Below are 24028 nucleotides of genomic sequence, written 5' to 3' on the forward strand. Positions count from 1 at the left end.
CGGCGCCGCGGTCAGCTGATGCTGAGCTTCGGCCGCACCTCGCTCTCGAAGAAGCGCAGGAAGCCCTGCAGGTCGGGGCCGATCTGGTTGATGAAGAGCTCGTCGAAGCCCGCCTCGACAAAGCCGTTGATCGACTCGATGTAGCGGGCCGGGTCGGGGCCGCAGGGGAGCGCCTCGCCGACCATCTCCGGCGTGACGAGCGCGGTCGCCTCGTCGAAGTGGGCCGGCATGGGCAGCTCCTGGGAGAGCTGCCCCGAGAGCGCCTCGGTCGGCCACAGGTCGTGCGCGAGCGCCACCGCGGCCTTTTCGTCGGGCCCCCAGCAGAACTTGCAGGCCCCCACCACTGGCCCCTGGCCGCCAGCCTCGCGGTAGAGCCGCACGTGCTCGGCGCTCGGCCGGGTGGTCACGAAGCCGTCGCCGACGCGCGCCGCCAGGCGGATCGCCTTCGGCCCGAAGCCCGAGACCAGCACCGGCGGCGGGGCGTCGGGGAGCGAGTACAGCCGCGCCGCGTCGAGCGTGTAATGCTCGCCACGGTGGCTGCGGACGCCACCGCTCCACAGCGTGCGGATCACCTCCACCGCCTCCTCGAGCATCTCCGGCGCACCTGTGCGGACGGCCAGCGATCACCGAGGATGTGCTCGTTGAGCTTCTCGCCGCTGCCGACTCCGAGGCGGAAGCGCCCCTCGCAGAGCAGCTGGCAGGTGGCGGCGGCCTGCGCGATGACGGCGGGGTGGATGCGCACGGTCGGGCAGGTGACGCCGGTCGTGACGGTGAGGCGGGTGCTCCCGGCGATGGCGCCGATCACCGACCAGACGAAGGCGCTCTCCCCCTGGCGGTCGTTCCAGGGGTGGAAGTGGTCAGAGATGAACACCGAGTCGAAGCCGGCCTCCTCGACGGCGCGCGCCTGGTGGACGAGCGCCGCGGGGGAGTGCTCCTCGCTCGACAGGAAGTAACCGAGGGTGTCCACGTCAGCTCTCCTTCGCCTCGCCGGCCGGCTCGCTCCGCCTGGCGCGCCGGGAGCGGCGCCTCTCGCGCGATGCCTGCTTCAGCCGAGTCGAAACTCGTCGTCGCCGCGCAGCGCCATGCCGTGGCCGGCGACGGAGGCGTCGGGGGTGAGGGTCCCGTCGACGACGGCGAGGGTTCCCTCGAAGAGCAGCGCCTCGAGGCGGGCGTGGTCGTGGAAGTACTCGATGTGGCGCAGGTTGGGGAGGCCCACGGCGACCGGCGCGTGCAGGCCGGGAGCGCAGTGCGCGGAGACCGCGAGGCCGTGCGCGGCGGCGAGGGCGGCGGCGCGCAGGAAGGACGTGTAGCCGCCGCAGCGCGTGACGTCGATCTGCAGGCAGTCGACCGCCCCGGCGGCGAGCATGCGCGCGAAGTAGGGCTCGTCGTAGCCGTACTCGCCCGCCGCCACGTCGCAGGTGAGCTGGTCCCGCACCTCGCGGAGGCCCTCCAGGTCGTCTGAGGAGACGGGCTCCTCGAACCAGACGACGTCGTGCTCCTCGACGATGCGCCGGCCGACGCGCACCGCCTGCTTGCGGCTGTAGCCGCCGTTCGCGTCGACGTACAGCTCGCGGTCGCCGATCACGCTGCGGGCGAAGGCGACACGGGAGAGGTCGCGGGCGACCTTGCTCCCCCACGACTCGCCGATCTTCAGCTTCATCGCGGTGATGCCCTGCTCCATCCAGCCGGTGAGCTGCCGTCCGAAGGTCGCCTCGTCGTAGGTGGTGAAGCCGCCGCTCCCGTAGACCGGGACCGCCTCGCGGTAGCGGCCAAACAGGTTCGCCAGCGGCAGGCCGAGGAGGCGCGCCTTCAGGTCCCACAGCGCGATGTCGACCGCGGAGATCGCGCAGGAGACGATGCCGGGGCGGCCGAGGTTGCGGCAGCGACGGACCATCTGCTCGTGCAGGCCGGTGATCTCGAGCGCCTCGCCGCCGAGGACCACCTCGGCGAGCTCCTCCTCGATGAGGGTCCGGCAGGCGGCCGAGGCGTAGGTCCAACCCGTGCCGACGGCCCCGGCCGCGCTCACCTCGACGACGACGGCGACGGTCGAGGTCCAGGCGAGGGTCCCGTCCGCTTCGGGCTGGTCGGTCGGGACGCGGTAGGCGCGGCAGTCGAGCGCCGAGACCGGCGCCTGGGCGGCACGGGAGGGGGCGCTCACTCCTGTGGCTCCTGGGCGGCGGCCGCTTCGATGAAGAGCGCGTGCACGAAGGCCTGCGGGAGGTTGCCCCGCAGCTGGTGCTGCTCGACGTCGTACTCCTCGGAGAAGAGCCCCGAGGTGCTGCACGCGGCGCGCGCCCGCTCGAACCACCGGACGCCCTCGGGGAGCTCTCCCACGCCGATGCAGGCGAGGGACATCCAGAAGTTGCAGATGAGGAAGGAGCCCTCGTCCTCGCCGAGGCGGTGGCCAGGGAAGGAGAAGCGGTAGAGGTAGCCGTCGCTCGAGAGGTCCCGGCCGATCGCTCGGCGCGTCGCGATGCTGCGCGGATCGCTCGGGGGGAGGGCCCCGCGCACCTCGGCGAGCAACAGGGAGGCGTCGACGTGCTCGTCGTCGGGGGCCCGCTGCCAGCGCCCCGAGGGGTGCAGGCACGACGCGTTCGCCTCGTCGAGGAGGTGGTCGGCGAGGGGCAGCGCCCGTGCCGTCCAGGGCTCGTTGGTTGCCGCCGCGGCGATCGCCCGCAGGCCGGCGACGCCGATCAGCTGGCTGTGCGCCCAGCGGTTTGGCTCGATCTCCCAGAGCCCCGCCTCGTGCTCCTTCCAGCGGCTCGCGATCGCGTCGGCGGCGACCTTGGCCGCCTGCCATCCCTCGCTGTCGAGGCGCTCCTTGCGCGCCGCCTCGGCGAACAGGAGAAGGGACTCGCCGAAGATGTCGAGCTGGAACTGCTCGCGGGCGCGGTTGCCGACGACGTCGGAGCCGCCCGGGTAGCCGGCGAGCGCGAGGTGGGAGGGGGCGGGGATCGGGTCGCCGTTCGCGAGGTAGGCGGGCGAGGTGTGCTCGCCGTCCTCGAGGAGGCGCCGTGCCACCCAGCGCACCGCGCCGTCGAGCAGCTCCTCGCCCCCGGCGAGCGCGGCGCCCGCGTGGCCGACGTAGCACGTGTCGCGGATCCAGGTGTAGCGGTAGTCGTAGTTGCGCCCCGCACCGGCCCGCTCGGGGAGGGAGGTCGTCGCTCCGGCGACGGTGGCGCCGTCGGGGCCGGTCATCCCGCGCAGGACCGCGATCGAGCGGCGGACGTCGCGCGAGGCGACCACGCCGCTTGTCGGGGCGAGCGCCTCGCGCCAGGCGGTCTCGGTGCGCCGCCAGCACTCGTCGGCGTTTGCGGGCTCGCGCTCGAGCGAGGCGGCGCTGCAGATCTCGAGGGCGAGGTCGTGGCTCTCGCCCCGCGCCAGCTCGAGGTGAAGGCGCAGTGCGCGCTCGCCGCCCGGCGCGCGCGCGGCGCGCGCTTCCGCGCCTCCGGACCAGCGGAGCGCGAGGTCCCCGTCGCGGAGCACCCAGCACTCGCCTTCTCGCCGCCACGGGGGAAGGGCCCGGCGGCCGTAGTCGCCCGACGGCGCAAGCAGGACGGTGACCGAGCCCCTCCCACGGATCGTGGAGATCCGGCGGAGGAGGATCGCCCGCTCGGCGGTCGCCGGGTAGACGAGGGCCTCCCGGCATTCGACCGTGCCGTCGGCGGCGACCCAGCGGCTCCGCCAGATAAGCGAGTCGTCCTCGTAGTAGCCGCCGGGCACAAAGCGCCCTTCCGGCTGCACCCGGTAGCAGCCGCCGGAGCCGACCAGGCCGGCGAACAGCGCCGGGTCGGACCAGCTCGGGAAGCAGAGCCAGGAGATGTCGCCGCCCGGGCTAACGAGTGCACCACGCAAGCCGTCGGCGATGAAGGCATAGGCGCGCAACTCGCTCGGGAACTCTGCAGAGCGGGAGGCCTCGGGCGCGCGCCCGCTGATGGCGCCGTCGGTTCGTCGCGTCGCCATGGAGCGTTGATACCCGAGCTCGGCCACCGGCTACCAGGCGGTTAGTGCGCCGCTGCAGCGGGTAGCGGTGACCCGGGCGGCGCCGGTTTCGCGCGCCGCGCGGCGGAGGGACTCACGATGGCGAAGATCGCTGCCGAGGCGTTGATCGAGCGACTCATCGACTGGGGCGTGGACACGATCTTCGGCCTCCCGGGCGACGGCATCAACGGGATCATGGAGGGCCTCCGCCGCCATCAGGACAAGATTCGCTTCGTCCTCGTCCAGCACGAGGAGGCGGCAGCCTTCATGGCGACCGGCTACGCGAAGTCGACGGGGAGGCTCGGGGTCTGCCTCGCGACCTCCGGCCCCGGGGCCATCCACCTCCTGAACGGCCTCTACGACGCGAAGCTCGACCACCAGCCAGTGCTCGCGATCACCGGCACGCAGGAGAGCCAGATGCTCGGCACCGGCTACCAGCAGGAGGTCGCGCTCGAGAAGCTCTTCATGGACGTCGCCGAGTACGACGAGATGATCCGCGTCCCCGTGCAGGTCCCGACGCTCGTCGACCTCGCCTGCCGGCACGCCCTCTCGCGGCGCACGGTCGCGCACCTCACCATCCCGACCGACATCCAGATCGCCGACGCGGGGGCGAACCCGTGGGAGGCCGTCGCCCCGGCGGTGATCTCCCCGACCTCCCCTGCCTTCCTTCCCCCTCCGGGCCTCCCGCGCGCAGAGGACCTCGCCGCTGCAGCGGCAGTGCTGAACGCCGGGGAGAAGGTCGTGATGCTCGTCGGAGCGGGGGCGCTGCACGCCCGCGAGGAGATCCTGAAGGTCGCCGAGCTGCTCGGAAGCCCGGTCGTGAAGACCCTCTCCGGCAAGGCGGCCGTCCCCGACGACCACCCGCTCACCCTTGGCGGCATCGGCCTCCTCGGCACGGCGCCCTCGATCGACGCGATGGAGGGCTGCGACACGCTCTTCATGGTGGGGACGAACTTCCCGTACACGAAGTACCTCCCCGAGCCCGGCAAGTGCCGCGTCGTGCAGATCGAGGCCGACCCGATCCGCGCCGGCAACCGCATCGCCACCGAGGTGCCGGTGGTCGGGGACGCGAGGGAGGGCCTCGCCGCGCTCGCGCCGCTGCTCCAGCGAAAGGACGAGCGCTCCTTCCTCGAGGGGCTGCAGTCGGCGATGGGGGAGTGGAACAAGAAGATGGAGGGCCTCGAATCGATCACGCACGACCCCATCCAGCCGCAGCACCTGATGCGCGTCATCGACCGGCTGGCGAGCGACGACGCGATCCTCGCCTCGGACTCGGGGACGATCGCCACCTGGGCGGCGCGCCACTTCGACATCCGCGGCGGGCGGCGCTTCTACCTGTCGGGGAACCTCGCCTCGATGGCGCCGGGGCTGCCGTACACGATCGCCAACCAGCTCGCCCACCCCGGCCGCCAGTGCATCGCCTTCGTCGGCGACGGCGGCTTCGCGATGCTGATGGCCGAGCTCGCGACGGCCGCCCGCTACGAGCTGCCGGTGAAGATCATCGTCAACAACAACGGCGCCCTCGGCCAGATCCTCTGGGAGCAGCTCGTCCTCGGCTACCCCGAGTTCGGCGTCCGCTACGCACAGCGCCTCGACTTCGCGCCCTGGGCGGAGGCCTGCGGTGCGCGGGGGATCCGCGTCGACAAGTGCGATGAGCTCGAGGGCGCGATCGCCGAGGCGTTCGCCTTCCGCGGCCCCGCGCTGGTCGACGTGAGCGTCAATCCCGACGAGCCACCGATGCCGGGCAAGGTCGACTACGAACAGGCGAAGGGCTTCGTGAAGGCCTTCCTCGCCGGCCAGCCGCGCCGCGCGACGATCGCCAGCACCCTCTTTCGCGACAAGTTCACCGGGTTCGGCTCGTGAGGCGCCTCCCCGGCCGCTCGGCCCCCGTAGGCAGGCTCGTCGGGGTGGACCGCCTCGTGCGCGACATCCGCCACGGGCGCTTCGAGCGGCTGATGTCCGGCCTCACCGCGGCCGGCGCGGCGGTGAGCGGTGTCGAGATCTGGCTCGAGCACGACCGCGCCAGCTTCGCGAACAGAATGATGTGGATCCCCGTCGCCCTCTCTCCGGTGATGGTCGCCGCCGGGGTCGCGGGCGTCGTCTCGCACAGGGCAGCGAAGACGGTGCTGCCGCTCGTCTCGGGGGTGGTCATGCTCAACTGCGCGCAGGGCCAGTACCTGCACCTGCGCGGCATCGCCCAACGCCCTGGCGGCTGGAAGCTCGCCCGCTACAACTCCGAGGCCGGGCCGCCGCTCCTCGCACCGCTGCTCTTCGGCCTCGTCGGCGGGATGGGGCTCCTCGCGGCGATCCTCCGCCGCGAGGACTGAGGTGGGGGACCCCGGGGGCACCGAGCCGCGCTTCCCCGGCTACGACGTCCTCGCCCAGGCCAGGCAGTGGGACGACGTCACCAGGGGTGTCGTCCTCGCCCGCCTCGCACCCCACGCGGGGGCGAGCTTCTTCGCCGCCGCGGAGGAGGCGACCGCCCGCGCTCTCATGGACCGCCTCCTCGCGCAGGACGCCGAGCCGCGGGTGCCCGTCTTCGAGATGGTCGACCAGCGCCTCGCGAGCGGCGTCGGCGACGGCTACCGCTTCGAGGACATGCCCGAGGACGGGGAGGCGTGGCGTGCCTCGCTCGCCCGCCTCGAAGAGGAGGCCGAGGAGCGCCGTGGCCTTCCCTTCCACGCCCTGCAGGTCCGCGACCAGATGGCCGTGATCGACGACCTGCAGCGCCTCGGCAAGCAGCGGTGGCGGGGGCTGCGCGCCGATCACCTCCTCGAGCTGTGGCTCCGCTACTGCTGCGAGGCCTTCTACTCCCACCCTGCGGCGTGGAACGAGATCGGCTTCGGCGGCCCCGCCTACCCCCGCGGCTACGTGAGCCTCGGCTTTGACCACCGCGAGCGTTGGGAGGTGGCAGAGCACGACGCCCTCGACCCGGTCCCCTGGGGCGAGCGCGCCGAGGCCGCCCGCCGCCGCCACGAAGCCGCCGGCGCGGGCGACGGGGACGCGGGCGGCGCGGCGTGAGGGGCCGGCACGGCAGCGGCGGGGTACGCGCCCGCAACGCCTCGGCGTGGCTGCTCCCGAACGACGGCCGCCGCGAGGAGCCGCGGCTGCGCGAGCAGATGCACCGCTTCGAGCACTCCGAGGAGGTCGACGCGGTGATCGTCGGCTGCGGTGCCGGCGGGGGCGTCCTCACCCAGCGGCTGGCGCGCCGGGGCTGGAAGGTGGTCACCCTCGAGGCGGGGCCCTTCTGGGAGCCCGACCGGGACTTCGTGAGCGACGAGTCCGCCTCGCAGCACCTCTACTGGACCGAGCCGCGGGTGATCGCCGGCGAGGACCCGGTGGCCCTCGGCGCCAACAACTCCGGCCACGGGGTGGGCGGGTCGATGGTCCACTTCGCGGGCTACGTCCCGCGCTTTCACCCTTCGGACTTCTCGACCTACACCGACGACGGGGTCGGCGCCGACTGGCCGCTCTCCTACGAGGACCTCCGCCCCTACTACGAGGACCTCGAGGCCGAGCTGCCCGTCGCCGGGCAGGACTGGCCCTGGGGGGTGCCGCACCGCTACCCGCAGTCCCCGCACCCGCTGAGCGGGAACGGCCTCGCCTTCCTGCGGGGCTGCGAGCGCGCCGGGATCGAAGCGCGCATCGGCCCGGTGGCGATCACCAACGGCCGCTTCGGCAACCGCCCGCACTGCATCTACCGGGGCTTCTGCCTGCAGGGCTGCAAGGTGAACGCCAAGGCCTCGCCGCTCATCACCCACGTCCCCGACGCCCTCGCGCACGGCGCGGAGATCCGCGCCGACGCGATGGTGAGCCGCATCGAGCTCGACGCCGCCGGCCGCGCGAGCGGGGTCGTCTACTTCCACGGGGGGGTGGAGCACCGTCAGCGGGCGCGCCTCGTCGTCGTCGCCGGCTACTCCATCGAGACGCCGCGGCTGCTGCTCAACTCGGCCTGCGCGGCCTTTCCCGACGGCCTCTGCAACGACCACGATCTCGTCGGCCGCTACGTGATGGTGCAGGGGGCGCCGCAGACCGCGGGGCGCTACGAGGAGGAGGTGCGCGCCTACAAGGCGCCGCCGCCCGAGGTCTCCTCGGAGGCCTTCTACGAGACCGACCCCGACAAGCCCTACAAGCGGGGCTTCTCCCTGCAGTGCGTCTCGCCGCTGCCGATCGTCTTCGCCGGGCACGTCACCGCCCAGGGCCACTGGGGTGAGGTGCTGCGCGAGTACCTGCGCGACTACGTGCACTGGGCGACCTTCGGCGCGCTCTGCGAGTTCCTCCCGCTTCCGGAGAACCGCGTCACCCTCGCCGAGGAGACCGACCGCCACGGCCTCCCGGTCGCCCGTTTCTCCTACTCGATGTGCGACAACGACCGGGCGCTCGTCGTCGAGGCGACGCGGGTGATGACCGAGATGCACGAGGCGGCCGGGGCCGAGGAGGCGATCACCATCAACCGCTACGCCCACCTCATCGGGGGCTGCCGGATGGGCGCCGACGCCCGCTCGGGGGTGGTGGACGGCGACCTGCGGAGCTTCGCTGTCCCCAACCTCTACATCGTCGACGGCAGCGTCTGCCCGACCCAGGGAAGCGCCAACCCGGCGCTCACGATCATGGCGCTCGCGGCGCGCGCCGCCGACCACCTCGCCGACGGCGCGGGTGAGCGCGAAGCGCGGCGCGGGTAAGGAGGGACCGATGAGCCAAGGCGAGGTCGTCGTCGTGACCGGCGCGAGCGGAGGGATCGGGCGGGCCACCGCCGAGGCCTTCGCGCGACGCGGCGCGCGCGTCGCGCTGCTGGCGCGTGGGGACGCGGGCCTGGACAGCGCCGCCGCGGCCGTCGAGGCCCTCGGCGGCGAGGCCTTCCCCTACCGCGTGGACGTCGCCGACGCGGATGCCGTCGAGGCGGCCGCGGACGCCGTCGAGGAGGCACTCGGCCCGATGGACGTGTGGGTCAACGACGCCTTCGTCTCGGTCTTCTCCCCCTTCTCCTCGATCACCGCCGCGGAGTTCCGGCGGGTGACCGAGGTGAGCTACCTCGGCTTCGTGCACGGCACGATGGCGGCGCTGCGACGGATGCGCCCGCGCGACGCGGGCGCCATCGTGCAGGTCGGCTCGGCCCTCGCCGAGCGCTCGATCCCGCTGCAGTCGGCCTACTGCGGCGCGAAGCACGCGATCAACGGCTTCACCGAGAGCCTGCGCTGCGAGCTCCTCCACGACAAGAGCAACGTCCACGTCACGATCGTGCAGATGCCCGCGGTGAACACGCCGCAGTTCTCCTGGGTCCGCTCGCGCCTGCCGCGCTCCCCGCAGCCGGTGCCGCCGATCTACCAGCCCGAGGTCGCGGCGCGCGCCGTCGTCTATGCCGCCGACCACCCCGAGCGCAAGGCGTACTGGGTCGGGGGGAGCACCGTCGCCACCCTCCTCGGCCAGCGCATCGCCCCCCGCCTCCTCGACCGCTACCTGGCGCGCACCGGCTACGACGCGCAGCAGACCGACGAGACGGCGCCCGAGCACCCCGACAATCTCTTCCGCCCCGGCGACGACGCCGAGGGCGGCGACCACGGCTCGCACGGCACCTTCGACGGTCGCGCGCACGGCCACAGCGCCGCGCAGTGGCTCTCGCAGCACCCCCGGCAGGTGATCGCGGTCGGCACCGCGCTGTCGGGGGCGGCGCTCGGCGCGCTCCGCCGACGGGGAGGCTGAGCCCGCACCGCGAATGGCCCGGGCCACCCCCCTGCCCGCCCGGGGGGCGCGGAGCTAGCGTGCGGCATGGCCGACCGGGCGATCTCATCGCGTTTCGTGAAGCTCGCGACGGGTGCCCCCGCCGCCCTCTACGAGCCGGAGCGCCCCGGCGACGAGGCGCACGTCGCGTTCATGTTCATGCACCCTGACAGCGGCTTCATCAGCCATCTCGGCTGCAGCGAGCTGGCGGGGCGCGGCTACCGCGCCCTCGGGGTGAACGGCCGCTTCACCAACATGCCCGGCCCGACCGGCGGCCCGTACGTGTACCACGAGGTGATCCCCGACGTCGCCGCCGGCGTGGCGTACCTGCGCGCCCTCCCCGGCGTCGACACGGTCGTCCTCGCCGGCCACAGCGGCGGCGGCCCGCTCTTCTCGGCCTACCAGAACCTCGCCGAGCACGGCGCGGTGGCCTTCCAGCGCGAGGGGCTGCTCACCAAGGGCCCGGACAGCCTCGCGGGGCTGCCGCCGGCCGACGCCCTGGTGCTCATGGACGCGCACGTCGGCTACGGCGCGCACGCGCTGCTGATGCTCGACGCCTCGATCGTGGACGAGGCCGAGCCGGCGAGGCGGGACCCCGACCTCGACATGTTCGAGGCCCGCAACGGCTACACCGCGGAGGGTGCCGACTACAGCGCCTCCTTCGTCGCCACCTTCAACGCCGCGCAGGCGGCGCGCATGGCGCGCCTCGTCCGCCACGCGGAGGAGCGGGTGGCGGCGATCGACGCCGGACGGGGGAACTACCCCGACGACGAGCCGATGGTCATCCCCGGCCTCGGGACGCGCATCTGGAGCCCCGACACCTCGCTGCTCGCACGCACCGTCGGGGAATGGAAGCTGCTGAAGGGCGACGGGAGCCAGTCGGTGCAGGTCGTGCCGTCGCTGCGGCCCCCCTCGGGCAAGCCGATCGACCACCGCGGCTACGGCGGCGCGCTCGTGACCTCGGTCCGCCGCTTCCTCGCCACCCACGCGATCCGCACGCTGCCCGACTACGCGATCACCGCTGACGAGCTGACCGGGATCGACTGGGCCTCGAGCTACACGAGCGCACCGGCGAACCTCGAGGGCGTGTCGGTGCCCCTCCTCTCGCTCGTGATGTCGGCGCACTACTTCCTCGTCCCGAACGAGGTGAACTTCGCGCACGCGGCGAGCGCCGACAAGGAGATGGCGATGGTCGAGGGCGCGGTCCACGGCATGACCCCCTGCAGCGCAGTCGAGAAGACGCCCGGCGAGTTCGGCGACACGGTGAGGACGACCTTCGACTACGTCGCGGGCTGGGCCGCGGCCCGCTACTGAGGGCGCGGCCGTGACCGGAGGAGCAGGCGCCCCCGACGCGTCGCCACTCACGTTGTCGGTGATGCTCGCCGTCCCCGACGCGGCGGCGGCGGCCGCCTGGTACGAGGGGGCGCTCGGCGCGGTGCGGCTGTGGGACCTCGGCTCGGTGGTCGGCCTCGAGCTCGCCGGCGCCGCCTTCTTCCTCCACGAGGCGACCGGGGAGGCCTTCGAGGCGCCCGCCGCGCTTGGCGCGACGACGGCGCGCGTCGAGGTCTTCACCGACGACCCCGACGCGCTCATCGCCCGCGCCGTCGCCGCGGGGGCGACCGCCTCGCCGGGGGCTCCCCGCGACCACGAACTCGCGTGGGGGACCCACCGCCAGGGGGGCTTCATCGACCCCGCGGGGCACGTCTGGTCCGTGGGCGACCGCTCACCGCTCGCGCCCCACCCCTGAAACGCCGTCGGGCCCGCGCGCCGGCACCGCCGAATGCCACAGTGGAGGCGGGCGGACGAAGGAGGAGCACGATGATCGGTGTCTGCATCCGGCCGCCGGAGATGACCGAAAAGCAGTACCACGCGGTCAACGCGCAGATCGGCGAGGCCGGCGTTGACCGGACGGACTGCCTGGTCCACACCTGCTTCTCAGAGGGCGACCAGCTCGCGATCTTCGACGCCTGGGAGAGCGAAGGGGCCTTCCCGGGCCTTCGGCGAGAAGCGCGCCCCGATCCTCGCCGCCGTGGGCCTGCCGGGGCTCGATCCGATGATCGTCTCGATGATCGACCTGCAGCTCGCCTGAGGGGCTGAGAGAACGACGATGGGGCGTACGGTCACCGAGGAGGATGTCGCGCGCTTCGCGGAGCTCTCCGGCGACCACCACCGCCTGCACGTCGACGCGGCCTTCGCGGCGGGCACGCGCTACGGGCGGCCGATCGCGCACGGCCTGCTCACCGCGGCGCTCGCGAGCGGCCTCCTCTACGCGGGCGGCGTGATCACCGACGATGTCGACGCGCTCGTCGAGGTGAAGCTGCAGTTCCTCGCGCCGGTCGTCCCCGGCGACGAGCTCGCCGACGAGACGCACCTCGTCGAGTCCCGCCCGACGCGCAACGGCGGGCGCCTCGAGCGCTACGAGAGCCTGCTCAGCACCGGCGGGGAGCGCCCCGTGCTGCGCGCCGAGTGGCTGCTGCTCCGCCGCGAGCCGGAGGGCGCGTGAGGCGCCCCCAGCGACCGGAGCGCCGCGCATGGAGCTGACCGCCGCGGCGGCGCGCTTCCGCGAGGCGCGCGACCTGCTCCTCGAGCACCGCTCCGACCCGCTGACCGCGCGGCGGCGCTTCTCCTGGCCCGAGCTCGACGAGTTCAACTGGGCGCTCGAGTGGTTCGACGCCGTCGGTCGGGAGAGCGACCGCCCGGCGCTGCGCATCGTCGCCGAGGACGGCAGCGAGACACAGCGCAGCTACGCCGAGATGACCGCGGCGAGCAACCGCGTCGCGAACTTCCTGCGCGCCGAGGGGGTGGGGCGCGGTGACGTGCTCCTCCTCATGCTCGGCAACGAGCTCGAGCTCTGGGAGACGATCCTCGCGGCGATGAAGCTCGGCGCGACCCTCGTCCCGACGAGCACGCTCTGCACCCCGACGGACCTCGCCGACAGGGTGGCGCGCGGCGGCGCCACGCACGTCGTCGCGGGCGCCGCGAGCGCCGAGAAGTTCGCTGACATCGGCGGCTTCAAGGGGATCGCGGTCGGTGACGAGGTCGCCGGCTGGGCGCCCTACGGCGGGGCCGCCGCCGCGGCCAGCGAGTTCGCCCCCGACGGGGTGACCCACGCCGGCGACCCGTTGCTCTACTACTTCACCTCCGGGACGACGGCCAAGCCCAAGCTCGTCGAGCACACCTACGCCTCGTATCCGGTCGGCCACCTCTCGACGCTCTACTGGGTCGGCCTCCGCCCCGGCGACGCGCACCTCAATGTCTCCTCGCCGGGCTGGGCCAAGCACGCGTGGAGCAGCGTCTTCGCGCCCTGGAACGCCGAGGCGACCGTCGTCGTCTTCAACTACGCGCGCTTCGAGGCGCGCCGCCTGCTCGAGGCGCTGGGCCGCGTCGGGGTGTCGACCTTCTGCGCGCCGCCGACGGTCTGGCGGATGCTCATCCAAGAGGAGCTCGCCGCCTTCCCGGTGCAGGTTCGCGAGGCGGTGAGCGCCGGCGAGCCGCTCAACCCCGAGGTGATCGAAGCGGTGGCGCGCGCCTGGGGGATCACCGTGCGCGACGGCTTCGGCCAGACCGAGACGACCGCGGTGATCGGCAACCCGCCCGGCGTGGCCCTGCAGCTCGGCTCGATGGGCCGGCCGCTCCCGGGCTACGACGTCGTGCTCCTCGACCCCGCCGACGGGCGCGAGGGCGACGAGGGCGAGATCTGCATCACCGCAGAGCCCCGCCCCCTCGGCCTGATGGTCGGCTACCGCGACGGGGAGGGGGCGCCGCTCGTCCCGGCGGACCGCTTCCACCACACCGGCGACGTGGCGCGACGCGACGCCGAGGGCTACATCACCTACATCGGCCGAGCCGACGACGTCTTCAAGGCCTCCGACTACCGGATCAGCCCCTTCGAGCTCGAGAGCGTGCTCATCGAGCACGAAGCCGTCGCCGAGGCGGCGGTCGTCCCCGCCCCCGACCCGGTGCGCCTCGCCCTCCCGAAGGCCTACGTCACCCTCGCCGCGGGCCACGAGCCCTCGGCCGAGACGGCCCGCTCGATCCTCGCCCACTGCCGCGCCGTGCTCCCGCCCTACAAACGGGTGCGGCGGCTCGAGTTCGCCGAGCTGCCGAAGACGATCTCCGGCAAGATCCGGCGCGTCGAGCTGCGCGAGGCCGAGCGCGCCCGCTCGGCGCGCGGCGCGGCCGAGTTCTACGAGGAGGACTTTCCCGACCTCGCCCACTGACCCGCGCCGCGGTCGGCGGTGTCGCCGAGGCCCCACAAGATGTTGAGCGGGCTCGTCCTCGGCGCCGGCGGGAGGGCGACCGAGAAGGGGTGGCTCCAGGTGAGGACGCGGAAGCTGCCGACCACCCAGGTGCGGGCGGGGCGGCCGTAGGTGGCGGCCGCCGAGCGGGCGTCGACGCCGTGCCACGGGCGCGAGGTGTCGTAGACGAGGAACTGGAAGCCGCCCGGCGCGTACCAGTCGGCCGAGGACTGGCGGTCGAAGCGCTCGATCCGGCGCGCCGCACCGGTCGTCACGGGGCGGACGGCCACCTTCCCACCGGTGTCGACGGTGACGAGCGAGGCGCTCCAGTAGTCGCCGACACCGTTGGTGAGGCCGTGCGCACCGAGGAAGCGGGCAAGAGGGGCCTCGGACTGGAGGGGGGAGGGGTTGGTCAGCGCGACCGCGAACTCGGCGGCGAAGGCCGCCGCGAAGGCGAGGCCGAGCGCCGCGAGGGTCCTCCCGAGGAGGTCGTTGCGGAGGCCGGCGACGAGTCGCCCCGCGGCGCGCGCCGCGAGCACGACGCCGAAGACCACCCCCGGCGTGAGGTACTTCGCGTACTCGGCGTGGCCGTTCGGCGAGCCCCAGACGAAGAGCACGAGGTCGCCCACGATGCCGAGGAGGAGGAGGTCCTCGAGGCGCCACGAGGCGACCTCCGCGGTGTCCCCGCCCGTGCCGAAGGCGGCGCCGCGCAGGAGCGAGTAGAGCGCGGCGAGCACGCCGGCGAGGACGACCACGAGCCCCGCGACGTGCGCCGCCTGGAAGGCCCCGGCGCCCTCGGGGAAGCCGTTCAGGGGGACCTTGCCGACGCCGAGCAGCGCCGGCACCCGGTTGGCGAGGTGGCCGACGTTCGCGACCACCTGCTGGTGGCGCACCACGATGTTGCGGTTCACGAGGTCGAAGGTGCCGATCGCCTGGAAGATCGCCCGCACGGCGAGCGCGAGGCCGACCGCCGAGAGGCCGGCGGCCGCGGCCGAGAGGCCGGCGGTGACGCGGCGCCGCCGCAACGAGGCGACCACTCCCGCGACGAGGCAGGGCACGACCCCGAAGGCGAGCGTGAGCAGGTCGCCGAGGAGGGCGGCGGAGAGCAGCACGACGGCGAGGGCGAAGGACCAGTCCCAGCGGCCGCGGGCGAGCAGGCGGAAGGCGACCAGGCAGTAGAGGGCGGTGCCGACGTGCCAGGGTCCCTGCAGGAGGTAGTACGAGAGGTCGGGGCTCGGGAAGGCGAGGAGCGCGACCACCACCCCGCCGGCGACGGCGGCCGGCAGGCCACGCCTCCCCTCGCGGGCGAGGAGCAGCGCGGTCGCGACGACGAGCACGGTCAAGAGGGCGGGGACGAAGTGCAAGAGGTCGACCCGCACGCCGACGATCCGCACCACGAGGGCGTAGAACGCGGCGTCGACCCCCCAGAAGGAGTCGAGGGAGAGCGCCCAACCGTGCAGGCCGACGTTGCCGTGCGCGATCGAGCTCCCCTCGAGGAGCGCCGTCGCGCCGTCGGGGGTCACCGAGAGCAGGCGGTTCGAGCTCAGGTCGAGCAGGTAGAGCAGGACGAGCGCGCCCGCGCCTCCGGCCGCCGCCTGCCAATGACGAACGACGCGTCGGTGTGCGGTGGCCGGGGCAGGCGGCGGGTCGTCGACTGCGGCATGGTCGTCGAGTGTGCGCAGGATCTCGTCCGTCATCGGTGGCCCCCCGCCGGCGGCGGCTGCCGGGGCGCCGTCGGGGCCCGGTGACCCGATCCGCCCGCGCGGGGCGGGGGTTTGGCTATGGCGCCCGGCATGCTACCGGAGCACCCGCCGACCTCGAAGGGGCCGTCAGGTCAGCTCCTCGGCGAGGAGATCCATCAGCACGCTGTCGTGCCAGCTGCCGTCGTTGCCCCGCTCGGCCGCCCTCCGCAGACCGACGCGCCGGAAGCCGACCTTGCGGTAGCAGGCGATCGCCGCGAGGTTGTCGGCAGCCGGGTCGATCTCCAGGCGGTGGAAGCCGTGCTCGTCGACGAGATGGCGCGCCACCGTGCGCACGGCGTCGGCTCCGAGGCCGCGGTTGTGGAGGTCGGGGTCGAGGTAGAGGTCGAGGGTCGCGCAGCGGTAGTCCGGCTCCTCCTCCGCGGACCACTGGATCCAGCCGGCGACCGCGTCGTCCACCTCGATGACGTAGGCGGTCGCGCCGGGCTCGGCGAGGTCCTCGTGCACCGCGGCGACGAGGTCGTGGCCGCCCCGCCAGTAGGTGAAGACTTCGGGGCGGGCGCGGATCTCGGCGAGGCGCGCGACATCGGACGGCCGCGGCGGCCGCAGGCGGACCCGCTCGCCGCGGAGCTCGCCCTCAGGGCGCGTGCGCGGCGGCGTCATCTCAGGCCGCCGCTCGGGGGAGGGCCGCCGCGTCGGCGCCGCCCTGCGCGCCGGGCGACGGTGTGGAATTTCCGGCACGGGCGCGCTGCGATTGCGACAATTCGGTCCTGGTCGTCGTCGGGGAGGTCGTGATGCTGAAGGGCTTCAGGGAATTCATCATGCGGGGCAACGTCATCGACCTCGCGATCGCGGTCGTGATCGGCACGGCGTTCGCCGCCCTCGTGAAGGCGCTCGTCTCCGACCTCCTCACCCCGTTGATCGCCGCGATCACCGGCAGCCCGAACTTCGGGTCGCTGCACTTCACGCTGCACCACAGCACCTTCTTGTACGGCGACGTCGTGAACGCCCTGATCACCTTCGTGGCGGTGGCGATCGTTGTCTACTTCTTCGTCGTCTTCCCGATGAACAAGCTCGCCGAACGCCGGGCGCGGGGCAAGGTGGAGGTGACCGAGCTCCCTCCGGACATCGCGCTGCTCACCGAGATCCGCGACCTGCTGGCCGCAGGCGACGACGGAGGTCCGAAGCCCGCGCTGCCGTAGCGAGCGGCCGCGTCGCCGCGGGCACGGCGACGAGGACGCCCTCGTCCACGGGCTGATCCTGCACCGGTCGCCCGCGCCTCAGGTGTCGCGGTCCTCGACCTCCTCGGCGTAGACGCTTGGCGTACTCGTCGAGGACCTGCTCGCAACGGGCGATCGCCTTCACGGCGTCGAGGCCGCGGGCCCCGAAGACGTCGCGCGCTGATCTTGTCGAACCAGCTCTTCAGCTTCACGAGGTCGACTCGTTCTCCTCGAGCTCGGTGACGCGGCCGAGCACTTCACCGCCGACCCGACCCGGCGGGCGCTGCTCGACGAGCTCTTCCTGCGCGACGGGCAGAGCCTGAGCGAGCTCGAAGCGCGCTGAGAGATGACCCGCTTCGGCGTGATGAAGCACCTGGAGGTGCTGGAGGAAGCGGGCCTTCTCGTCACCCGTCGAAGAGGGCGGGAGAAGTTGCACTTCCTCAACCCGGTCCCGATCCGCCTCGTCCACGACCGCTGGGTGAGCAAGTACGCCGAGGCCTGGGCGGCGGCGCTCGGCGAGATGAAGACACGATAGGAGCAGACGATGGAGAAGGTGTTCGAGATCTACGTAAGACGACGCCGGAGCGCCTGTGGGAGGCGATCACCGACGCCGAGGCCCGCAGCAAGTACCAGTTCGGCATCGAGGTGCACTCGGACTGGGAGCCCGGCTCGCGCTACGAGCTCGACCACGCCAAGGCACCCGGGCCCCTCGCGGAAGGGGAGGAACCTCGAGGTCGACCCTCCCCGGCGGCTGGTGCAGTCCTACACGGCGTGCTCGAGCGACGACGTCCTCGCCGCGGGCACTTCGCGGGTCACCTGGGAGATCGAGCCGGTGGGGGACTCGTGCTGTCTCACCGTGACCCACGACGAGCTGCCCGAGGGGGCGAACCCCGAGCTCTACGGGGGCCTGGCCGATGATCCTCTCGGGGCTGAAGACCTGGCTCGAGACGGGCGAGCTGCTCACCACCCCCGGCTCGCGCCTCAACGGCTGACAGAGCTCCCCGTGGACCCGAGCGCGCGGCCTGCCGGCGGCCCGCCCAGGGGGCTCGCCGGCCCCCGAGCCGCAGGCGGCGCCCGGTCGTGGGCACTACCGTCGCCCGGAGACGGAGGAGGGCGCGATGGGGTCGGTGAGCGACACGCCGGTGAGCGATGCCTTGGCGAGCTCGCTGGCGATCCCGTGGGTCGAGCAGGCGCCGGGCGTCTACTTCAAGCCGTTGCGGCTCTCGCCGGCGGCGGGGACGTGGGCCAACCTGCTGCGGGTCGAGGCGGCGGGCCGCGTCAGCCGACACCGCCACCTCGGCTCCGTGCAGGCCTGGGTGCTCTCTGGAAGCTGGCGCTACCTCGAGCACGACTGGGTCGCCCGGCCGGGGGACTACGTCTTCGAAGGGGCCGGTGACGTGCACACGCTCGTCGTCGAGGCCGGCGAGCCGATGGAGACGCTGTTCGTCATCGACGGCCCCTACGAGTACGTGAACGACGCCGGTGAGGTCACCGGGGTGGAGAGCGCCGCCAGCAAGCTCGCGTCGTACCGCGCCCACTGCGAGGCAGCGGGGATCCCGCTCGCGCCGATCGTCTACTGAAGCCCCGGCGGCCTCACGCGGCCGGGCGGAAGCCGGTCTCGCGCTGCGGCACTCGGCGCGAGACGAACACCCAGTGGAGCAGGCGGTCGAGGGCGATCCGCCCCGGGCCCTGGATCGCGATGACGAAGGCGGCGCCGAGGAGGGCGAGGTTGAGCTCGTAGCCGCTGCCGGCGGCGCTCGAGACGATGCCGTTGTTCCAGGCGACCGTCACCATCGCGACCACCATGTCGCCGACGAGGCCGGCGGCGGCGAGGCGGCTCAACAGCCCGAGGCCGACCGCCACCCCGCCGAAGCACTCGGTGAAGCCGTTCAGCACAGCGTCGCACCGGCCAGCGGGCTGGCTCGACTCCATTCGCTTCACTGCCGGACACGGCTCACTCGCTCGCCGTTGTCAGCCATGTGCCGCCATCTCGTACCACAACCCGCCGTTCAGATTGACGTTGTTGCCGTTCGCCTCCCCAGGAGAGGAATCACCGACATAGGTGTAGAGCAGATGGTGGTCGAAGCTGACCTGGCTTGCACCATCCGTGCGACGGATCGTGCCGAGCACACCGGTCACGCCCGGGCCAGCGATCGGCTTGCCGGTCACCGGCGGCCAGTACGCGGCGCAGGTCCCGTAGCAGACCGACTTGCTCGGCGTGTCAGGGGCGAACCAGTACAGCGTGAATCCCTTCGAGTTGGTGAGCACGGAAACGCCGTGAACGTTCGCCGTCTTCAGCAGGGCCGTCGACGAGTGGACCGTCGAACCCGGCCTGGTCGCCGCGAGTGAGAGCCCCAACAGCGCCGCGGCCAAGGCCGAGGACGCGCCCGCAGCCCAGCGAGCCGCCGGAACCGCGGCGAGCAACCTGTCGGTCCGATGCCTACCGGCGAGCGCCGTCCGGTTCGGCGGGCGCAGCAACGGGGGGGTCAGGAGTGCCGCGGCAAGCGCCGTGAAGGCGGCCACCTCGACGACCCCGGCGACGATCCCGGCGGTGGTGCGGAGCTCGCGAAAGCCGAAGAGCCCGAACCGCAAGGACAACAGGTACCCCCCGAGAGTCGCCACGGCGAAGCCGGCGCCGACCGCTGACACCAGCGCACGCCGCGACCCAAGCACGAGTGCACCGAGACCGAACGCCACGATCACCTGCAGCAGGAACAGCCAGCCGATCGTCGGGATCGTCCGATAACCGGTGACGTACAGGTCGAGGTGGATCGCCCCAGTCGCGACCAGCAGGCTTGCTCCGATGCACCGCAGCACGAGCTTCTCGTGAGTGCGGGGGGTCTCCCGGCCGCCCTCCTCCGGGGCGACGGGCGCTGGCGCCTCGGCGTTCACCGTGGGGCCGTGCCGTCACCGGCAAAACGCTGCCCACGGCGACGTCTGATGGTTCTGAGCGTGCCGAGGCAGGCTGCGGCGGGACTGCGGCGATGCGGCGACCACAGTGGCGCGTGCGCCGTCGCGGCCACCTCGCGCGAGCGAACAGAAAGAAGCGCAGTGCGGTCGGTCATCGGGCGGAATGGGCCGAGGAGCTGGGCCGCAAAGACCGAGAGGTGCCGTGGCCGTGCGCCGGCCTGTTCCACAATGAGTGGCCGACCCGGTAGCCCGGTATCGGTCCTGATGGTCTCGGGTGTGGGGAACACCGCACGGTGGAACATCTGGTCCCAGATCGTCAGCGCGAAGCCGAGATTGACGTCTTGCGGTCCATCGAGCTTGTGGTGCAGGCGGTGGAAGTTTGGGCTGACGAAGATCCGCCCGAGCGGCCCGAACCCGAGGTTGGTGTTCGAGTGCGCGAAGGCGACGACCCCTCCGTAGACGACGAGCAACCCCGTCGTGAGCGCGCCGTTGGCGACGAGGACGATGCCGGGGAGCAGCGCGATGAGGTACGAGACGTGGATCAGCGGGTGGGTGCGGAAGACGGTCAAGACGTTCAGGTCCTCCTGGGAGTGGTGGACCTCGTGGAAGCGCCAGAGCATGCGGACACGATGGTTGGCGAGGTGCGCGAACCAGTTGCACCCGTCCATCAGCACGAAGATCGCGCCGATCGCGGCCCAGCGCGGGACCGCGCCGATCCGGGGCAGGACGATCCACGGGATGGCCCTGCGGGCGACCTCGGAGAAGGTGAGGGTGAGCGCGCTCACGAGCGGCACCGTGAGCGTCGCGTTCAGGAGCGTGAAGAGGATGTCCTGACGATGGCCGCGGGCGAGCAGCGGCCGCCGTTGCGCCGGGCGCACCCTCTCGACGACGAGGAAGACCGCGATGATCACGAGCGTCACGGGCCCGATCACCACGACGCGCAGATCGGTCATCGATGCGGTGAAGTCGGCGCCACCCCAGCGGTTGGCCCATCCGATGCCGACGAGGACGCCGGCGAGAGCCACGATCGAGCACGCCGGTAGGTAGACCCGCGACGCCAGCGCGTGCGCGAGCCCGCTCGCCCTCCCCCTGACTCGCTCCGTCGGCAGCGGTGCGAGTGAGCGAACGGGCTCGACGACGACAGACGTCATGACTACCTCATCCTCTCCGGAGCGGGGGCTAGAACGCGACCCCGCCGGTTCCGGTGTTCGTGCCGGTACCAGAGCCAGAGCCAGAGCCAGAACCCGAGCCGGAGGTCGCCGCCTTGACGGTCACGACATCGGACCAGGTCCCCCAGGTGTCGGCCACATTTCCGTGCACCTGTCCGGCAGCGGTGTCGCCGGAGAACCAGTAGAGCCGCTTACCCGCATAGGTGACCTGCAAGACGCCGCGCGCGAGCTTCACCGTGCCGAGTTTCGCAGCACTCACCCCCGTGCCAGCGACCGCCTTCGTGGCTCCCTTCGGCAGCGTGACCGCCGGCCAGATCTTCAGACAGGAAGCCGTGCAGGCGACCTTGTTCGCCTTCAGGGTGTAGAGCGTCTTGCCGCTCACGAGCAGCGTGCCGCGCGTCTTGTTCTTCACCGTCGAGATGACGACGCTCTTCGTCGTGTGCGTCGTCGCCGCAGCGGCCGCACCCGCAGCAGACGCCGAAAGCCCACCAGCGGCGAACAGTGCAGCGGCGACACGCCCTGCGGGCACCCGATGGGCTGTCGATCGGTCGTGGTTCATGTGCTGCATCTCGTTGCTCTCCTCGGGTCGTCTTGCCGGTCACCGTTGGTACGGGCGGCCACTGTCGGGGGATCACCGCGGCGGTGAGGGCCGTGCGGTGTCCAGCAGTGAATCTGCGCCACCGGTTCCGGCGAAGGCTCGCCGCGGGACGGTTTGACCGAGCGGCTCCAGCAGGCGCGCGCTCCGCGAGGTCGCCTGACGGCTGGGGCCGGGAGGCTCGGGACCGTCGAGGGTGGAAGCTGGCGTGGCTCCCGGCAGGAGCCCGTCGCGGGGCGAGAGGGGGCTGACGGCGCCCGCACCCGCCGGGGCGCCGGGCCACCTCACCGGCCGCCCCTCATCTGGGGCTGTCGATCCGGGAGCGCCTTGCATAGAGTGCGGCCGGATAACCGATCCGCTGAACAAGGGACGACGACCGTGTGGAATTCCTTCAAGACCGACGGGATCGCCGGCGTGGACGCCGAGATCACGACCTACAAGGCCGGTGACGGCGACGAGATCCATGCCTACGTCGCGCGACCGAAGACCGAGGGCCCGCGCCCGGGCATCGTGCTCATCCACCACATGCCGGGATGGGACGAGTTCTACCAGGAGTTCGCCGAGCGCCTCGCCCGCCACGGCTACGACGTGATCTGCCCCGACCTCTACTGCCGCTACGGCCACGGCACCCCCGACGACGTCACGGCGCTCGTGCGCGCCGAGGGCGGCCCCCGCGATGCGAGCGTGATCGCGGACTGCGCGGCGGCGCTCGAGTGGCTGAAGGCACAGCCGGAGAGCAACGGCAAGGTCGGCGTCATCGGCTCGTGCTCGGGCGGGCGCCACGCCTTCCTCGTCGCGACGAACGTGCCGGGCTTCGACGCCGTCGTCGAGCTGTGGGGCGGCAACATCATCATGGCGCCCGAAGCGCTGACCGAGTTCCGCCCGGTGGCGCCGATCGACTACACCGAGAAGCTCAACATCCCGCTCCTCGGCCTGTTCGGCAACGACGACAAGTCACCCTCGCCCGAGCAGGTGGACGCGCACGAGGCGGAGCTGAAGCGCCTCGGCAAGGACTACGAGTTCCACCGCTACGACGGCGCCGGCCACGGCTTCTTCTACCACCACGCGCCGAACTACCGGCAGGAGCAGGCGATGGACGGGTGGAGCAAGGTCTTCCGCTTCTTCGACGACAACCTCCGCTGAGCAGGGCCGCCATGTGCACGATGATCGCGGTCACACGGACGGTGCGCGGCGCCGGTAAGGGCGCCGACGACTGGTTCCCGGTCACCCAGGCGACGGTCGGCTACGACCACGCCACCCACTCCGCGGACGAGCATGCGTTGCTGCTCGACTTCGCCAACTACGAGCTCGGAACGGGGGCGCGCGTCGCCCTCGAGCTCGACCTCGAGTCGGGGCGTGCGCTGATCGCGCAGCTGCAGTCGGCGATCGAGCAGGCCGAGCTGAGCGGGGTCTGACCCCGCTCAGCGAGCGAGCGCCTCGGCGACGGTCTCGCGCACGAGCGCGAGCGGCTCGGCGCGGGCGCGGCGCTCGCCGTAACGGTCGGTGAGCGAGCGCACGTCGACCCGAGCCGCGGCGGCAGGGTCGGCCTCGCCGGCGACCACGAGGAGCGGCACCCCGTGGCGCTCGGCGAGCGCGGCCACGCCGCCCACCACCTTGCCGGTGAACGAGGCGGCGTCGAGGCGCCCTTCGCCGGTCACGACGAGCTCGCTCGCGGCGACGGCCTCCTCGAGGCCGAGGTGCTCGGCGACCACCGTGAAGCCGGAGCGGAGCTGCGCGCCGAGGGCGGCGAGGCCACCGGCGAGGCCACCGGCAGCGCCGCTGAAGGGGCGGGCCGCGAGCTCCACGCCGAACTCCTCCCGGTAGGCGACGGCGAGCGCCTCGAGGCGAGCGCTGAGCGCCGCGACCTGCGCGGGGTGGGCGCCCTTCTGGGGTCCGAACAGGCGCGCCGCCTCGGTGAAGGCGCTCTCCACGTCGCAGGCGACCTCGACGGCGATCCCGAGCTCGCCGAAGGGCCGCCGCCCGAGCGCGTCGAGGGCGCCGGCGCCGCCGTCGGTCGTCGCCGAGCCGCCCACCCCGACGAGGAGGTGTCGCGCGCCGGCGGCGACCGCCTCGAGGATCAGCTCGCCCGTGCCGCGCGTCGTCGCCGCGAGCGGGTCGTTGGCCGCCGCCCCACCGGCGGCAGCGAGGCCCGAGGCCTCGGCCATCTCGATCACCGCCAGCGGCCCGTCGAGCCTCCAGCGGGCGGCGACTGGTCGCCCGAGCGGCCCGGTCACGGTGCTCGTCCGGTTCGCGCCGCCGAAGGCCTCGAGCGTCCCCTCGCCACCGTCGGCGAGGGGGAGCGCGCGCCCCTCACGCCCCGCTGCGCGCGCCCCGGCGACGATCGCGCCGGCGATCGCCGCGGCCGCCGCGGTGCCCTTGAACTTGTCGGGCGCGGCGAGCACCGTCACGGCCGCCGCCCGTCGGCCCCGCTCGCCGAGCGGCCGGCATCGGGTGGCCGCAGCGCGAGAGGCATCCCCCATCATCCTCCGCGCCACCG

General features: G+C 72.8%; 26 protein-coding genes. 15 read left to right on the forward strand and 11 right to left on the reverse strand.

Annotation, left to right across the window (positions count from 1 at the left end):
• Positions 1-11 precede the first annotated feature (11 nt).
• The 4 genes from VNF07_03475 to VNF07_03490 all read right to left on the reverse strand — a co-directional run bounded on the left by VNF07_03475 (position 12) and on the right by VNF07_03490 (position 3963).
• Positions 12-593 (reverse strand): TIGR03557 family F420-dependent LLM class oxidoreductase, encoded by a 582-nt coding sequence (locus VNF07_03475; protein HVB05294.1) that lies wholly within the window; start codon positions 591-593, stop codon positions 12-14.
• Positions 569-967: an LLM class flavin-dependent oxidoreductase gene (locus VNF07_03480; protein HVB05295.1), complete on the reverse strand. Its 399-nt coding sequence runs from the start codon at positions 965-967 to the stop codon at positions 569-571. The genes VNF07_03475 and VNF07_03480 overlap by 25 nt, the downstream gene beginning before the upstream one ends.
• Positions 968-1045: 78 nt before the next feature.
• The gene (locus VNF07_03485; protein ID HVB05296.1) at positions 1046-2158 is read right to left on the reverse strand and encodes an enolase C-terminal domain-like protein; all 1113 of its coding nucleotides are present in this window, start codon (positions 2156-2158) and stop codon (positions 1046-1048) included.
• Complete coding sequence (locus tag VNF07_03490) at positions 2155-3963, reverse strand: glycoside hydrolase family 15 protein (protein HVB05297.1); 1809 nt, start codon at positions 3961-3963, stop codon at positions 2155-2157. The genes VNF07_03485 and VNF07_03490 overlap by 4 nt, the downstream gene beginning before the upstream one ends.
• Positions 3964-4080: 117 nt before the next feature.
• Between VNF07_03490 and VNF07_03495 the strand changes: the two genes are divergently transcribed.
• The 10 genes from VNF07_03495 (at position 4081) to VNF07_03540 (ending at position 13919) form a co-directional block, all read left to right on the forward strand.
• A complete protein-coding gene (locus tag VNF07_03495) occupies positions 4081-5844 on the forward strand; it encodes a thiamine pyrophosphate-dependent enzyme (GenBank protein ID HVB05298.1) in 1764 nt (587 codons plus the stop codon).
• A gap of 44 nt (positions 5845-5888) precedes the next feature.
• Positions 5889-6308, forward strand: a complete 420-nt coding sequence (locus VNF07_03500; protein HVB05299.1) for a hypothetical protein — start codon at positions 5889-5891, stop codon at positions 6306-6308.
• Between the two features lies 1 nt (position 6309).
• Positions 6310-7002: a gluconate 2-dehydrogenase subunit 3 family protein gene (locus VNF07_03505; protein ID HVB05300.1), complete on the forward strand. Its 693-nt coding sequence runs from the start codon at positions 6310-6312 to the stop codon at positions 7000-7002.
• Positions 6999-8663, forward strand: coding sequence for a GMC family oxidoreductase (locus tag VNF07_03510; GenBank protein ID HVB05301.1), 1665 nt, complete (start codon positions 6999-7001; stop codon positions 8661-8663). Before VNF07_03505 ends, VNF07_03510 begins: the two co-directional genes overlap by 4 nt.
• Before the next feature lie 10 nt (positions 8664-8673).
• A complete protein-coding gene (locus VNF07_03515; GenBank protein HVB05302.1) occupies positions 8674-9681 on the forward strand; it encodes an SDR family oxidoreductase in 1008 nt (335 codons plus the stop codon).
• Positions 9682-9747: 66 nt separating this feature from the next.
• Positions 9748-11013 (forward strand): hypothetical protein, encoded by a 1266-nt coding sequence (locus VNF07_03520; GenBank protein ID HVB05303.1) that lies wholly within the window; start codon positions 9748-9750, stop codon positions 11011-11013.
• Positions 11014-11023: 10 nt separating this feature from the next.
• Positions 11024-11446 carry a VOC family protein gene (locus VNF07_03525; protein HVB05304.1) on the forward strand — a complete coding sequence of 141 codons (423 nt, stop codon included), beginning with the start codon at positions 11024-11026 and terminating at the stop codon, positions 11444-11446.
• A gap of 71 nt (positions 11447-11517) precedes the next feature.
• The gene (locus VNF07_03530; protein HVB05305.1) at positions 11518-11796 is read left to right on the forward strand and encodes a hypothetical protein; all 279 of its coding nucleotides are present in this window, start codon (positions 11518-11520) and stop codon (positions 11794-11796) included.
• A gap of 10 nt (positions 11797-11806) precedes the next feature.
• Complete coding sequence (locus tag VNF07_03535; protein ID HVB05306.1) at positions 11807-12202, forward strand: MaoC family dehydratase; 396 nt, start codon at positions 11807-11809, stop codon at positions 12200-12202.
• Between the two features lie 28 nt (positions 12203-12230).
• Positions 12231-13919 (forward strand): AMP-binding protein, encoded by a 1689-nt coding sequence (locus tag VNF07_03540; protein ID HVB05307.1) that lies wholly within the window; start codon positions 12231-12233, stop codon positions 13917-13919.
• Here VNF07_03540 and VNF07_03545 read toward each other — a convergent pair.
• Positions 13886-15634: a hypothetical protein gene (locus VNF07_03545; GenBank protein ID HVB05308.1), complete on the reverse strand. Its 1749-nt coding sequence runs from the start codon at positions 15632-15634 to the stop codon at positions 13886-13888. The genes VNF07_03540 and VNF07_03545 overlap by 34 nt on opposite strands.
• A 132-nt stretch (positions 15635-15766) precedes the next feature.
• Positions 15767-16300, reverse strand: coding sequence for a GNAT family protein (locus VNF07_03550; protein ID HVB05309.1), 534 nt, complete (start codon positions 16298-16300; stop codon positions 15767-15769).
• Positions 16301-16431: 131 nt separating this feature from the next.
• Between VNF07_03550 and mscL the strand changes: the two genes are divergently transcribed.
• The 3 genes from mscL to VNF07_03565 all read left to right on the forward strand — a co-directional run bounded on the left by mscL (position 16432) and on the right by VNF07_03565 (position 18437).
• Positions 16432-16839 (forward strand): large conductance mechanosensitive channel protein MscL, encoded by a 408-nt coding sequence (gene mscL / locus VNF07_03555; protein HVB05310.1) that lies wholly within the window; start codon positions 16432-16434, stop codon positions 16837-16839.
• Between the two features lie 364 nt (positions 16840-17203).
• Positions 17204-17392, forward strand: a complete 189-nt coding sequence (locus VNF07_03560) for a helix-turn-helix domain-containing protein (protein HVB05311.1) — start codon at positions 17204-17206, stop codon at positions 17390-17392.
• 583 nt (positions 17393-17975) lie between these two features.
• Positions 17976-18437 (forward strand): 2,4'-dihydroxyacetophenone dioxygenase family protein, encoded by a 462-nt coding sequence (locus VNF07_03565; protein ID HVB05312.1) that lies wholly within the window; start codon positions 17976-17978, stop codon positions 18435-18437.
• A 13-nt stretch (positions 18438-18450) separates the two neighbouring features.
• On the opposite strand, the gene VNF07_03570 is transcribed toward VNF07_03565, so the two are convergent.
• Genes VNF07_03570 through VNF07_03585 form a run of 4 tightly spaced genes read right to left on the reverse strand, consistent with a single transcriptional unit; the run spans position 18451 to position 21504 of the window.
• Positions 18451-18789, reverse strand: a complete 339-nt coding sequence (locus VNF07_03570; GenBank protein ID HVB05313.1) for a DoxX family protein — start codon at positions 18787-18789, stop codon at positions 18451-18453.
• Between the two features lie 39 nt (positions 18790-18828).
• Entirely contained in the window at positions 18829-19749 is a 921-nt protein-coding gene (locus VNF07_03575) for a hypothetical protein (GenBank protein ID HVB05314.1), read from the reverse strand.
• On the reverse strand, positions 19746-20918 hold the full coding sequence (locus tag VNF07_03580) for a sterol desaturase family protein (protein HVB05315.1): 1173 nt from the start codon (positions 20916-20918) through the stop codon (positions 19746-19748). The genes VNF07_03575 and VNF07_03580 overlap by 4 nt, the downstream gene beginning before the upstream one ends.
• A 28-nt stretch (positions 20919-20946) precedes the next feature.
• Positions 20947-21504 (reverse strand): hypothetical protein, encoded by a 558-nt coding sequence (locus VNF07_03585; GenBank protein HVB05316.1) that lies wholly within the window; start codon positions 21502-21504, stop codon positions 20947-20949.
• A gap of 405 nt (positions 21505-21909) precedes the next feature.
• On the opposite strand from VNF07_03585, the gene VNF07_03590 reads away from it, so the two are divergent.
• Together VNF07_03590 and VNF07_03595 are read left to right on the forward strand one after the other, a co-directional pair.
• Positions 21910-22674: a dienelactone hydrolase family protein gene (locus tag VNF07_03590; GenBank protein ID HVB05317.1), complete on the forward strand. Its 765-nt coding sequence runs from the start codon at positions 21910-21912 to the stop codon at positions 22672-22674.
• A gap of 11 nt (positions 22675-22685) precedes the next feature.
• Entirely contained in the window at positions 22686-22946 is a 261-nt protein-coding gene (locus VNF07_03595) for a DUF6295 family protein (protein ID HVB05318.1), read from the forward strand.
• Between the two features lie 6 nt (positions 22947-22952).
• Here the strand turns inward: VNF07_03595 and VNF07_03600 are convergent, their stop codons facing one another.
• Positions 22953-24011, reverse strand: coding sequence for a glycerate kinase (locus VNF07_03600; protein ID HVB05319.1), 1059 nt, complete (start codon positions 24009-24011; stop codon positions 22953-22955).
• Positions 24012-24028: the final 17 nt, after the last annotated feature.

The sequence above is a fragment of the Acidimicrobiales bacterium genome, assembly GCA_035533595.1.
Lineage (GTDB): Bacteria > Actinomycetota > Acidimicrobiia > Acidimicrobiales > Bog-793 > DATLTN01.

Excerpts from the sequence above, each read along its gene's own strand:
- VNF07_03475 (HVB05294.1), bottom strand. The coding sequence starts at position 593 with ATGCTCGAGGAGGCGGTGGAGGTGATCCGCACGCTGTGGAGCGGTGGC.
- VNF07_03490 (HVB05297.1), bottom strand. The coding sequence starts at position 3,963 with ATGGCGACGCGACGAACCGACGGCGCCATCAGCGGGCGCGCGCCCGAG.
- VNF07_03495 (HVB05298.1), top strand. The coding sequence starts at position 4,081 with ATGGCGAAGATCGCTGCCGAGGCGTTGATCGAGCGACTCATCGACTGG.
- VNF07_03515 (HVB05302.1), top strand. The coding sequence starts at position 8,674 with ATGAGCCAAGGCGAGGTCGTCGTCGTGACCGGCGCGAGCGGAGGGATC.
- VNF07_03520 (HVB05303.1), top strand. The coding sequence starts at position 9,748 with ATGGCCGACCGGGCGATCTCATCGCGTTTCGTGAAGCTCGCGACGGGT.
- VNF07_03530 (HVB05305.1), top strand. The coding sequence starts at position 11,518 with ATGATCGGTGTCTGCATCCGGCCGCCGGAGATGACCGAAAAGCAGTAC.
- VNF07_03535 (HVB05306.1), top strand. The coding sequence starts at position 11,807 with ATGGGGCGTACGGTCACCGAGGAGGATGTCGCGCGCTTCGCGGAGCTC.
- VNF07_03540 (HVB05307.1), top strand. The coding sequence starts at position 12,231 with ATGGAGCTGACCGCCGCGGCGGCGCGCTTCCGCGAGGCGCGCGACCTG.
- VNF07_03545 (HVB05308.1), bottom strand. The coding sequence starts at position 15,634 with ATGACGGACGAGATCCTGCGCACACTCGACGACCATGCCGCAGTCGAC.
- VNF07_03550 (HVB05309.1), bottom strand. The coding sequence starts at position 16,300 with ATGACGCCGCCGCGCACGCGCCCTGAGGGCGAGCTCCGCGGCGAGCGG.
- mscL (HVB05310.1), top strand. The coding sequence starts at position 16,432 with ATGCTGAAGGGCTTCAGGGAATTCATCATGCGGGGCAACGTCATCGAC.
- VNF07_03560 (HVB05311.1), top strand. The coding sequence starts at position 17,204 with ATGACCCGCTTCGGCGTGATGAAGCACCTGGAGGTGCTGGAGGAAGCG.
- VNF07_03565 (HVB05312.1), top strand. The coding sequence starts at position 17,976 with ATGGGGTCGGTGAGCGACACGCCGGTGAGCGATGCCTTGGCGAGCTCG.
- VNF07_03570 (HVB05313.1), bottom strand. The coding sequence starts at position 18,789 with ATGGAGTCGAGCCAGCCCGCTGGCCGGTGCGACGCTGTGCTGAACGGC.
- VNF07_03580 (HVB05315.1), bottom strand. The coding sequence starts at position 20,918 with ATGACGTCTGTCGTCGTCGAGCCCGTTCGCTCACTCGCACCGCTGCCG.
- VNF07_03585 (HVB05316.1), bottom strand. The coding sequence starts at position 21,504 with ATGCAGCACATGAACCACGACCGATCGACAGCCCATCGGGTGCCCGCA.
- VNF07_03595 (HVB05318.1), top strand. The coding sequence starts at position 22,686 with ATGTGCACGATGATCGCGGTCACACGGACGGTGCGCGGCGCCGGTAAG.
- VNF07_03600 (HVB05319.1), bottom strand. The coding sequence starts at position 24,011 with ATGGGGGATGCCTCTCGCGCTGCGGCCACCCGATGCCGGCCGCTCGGC.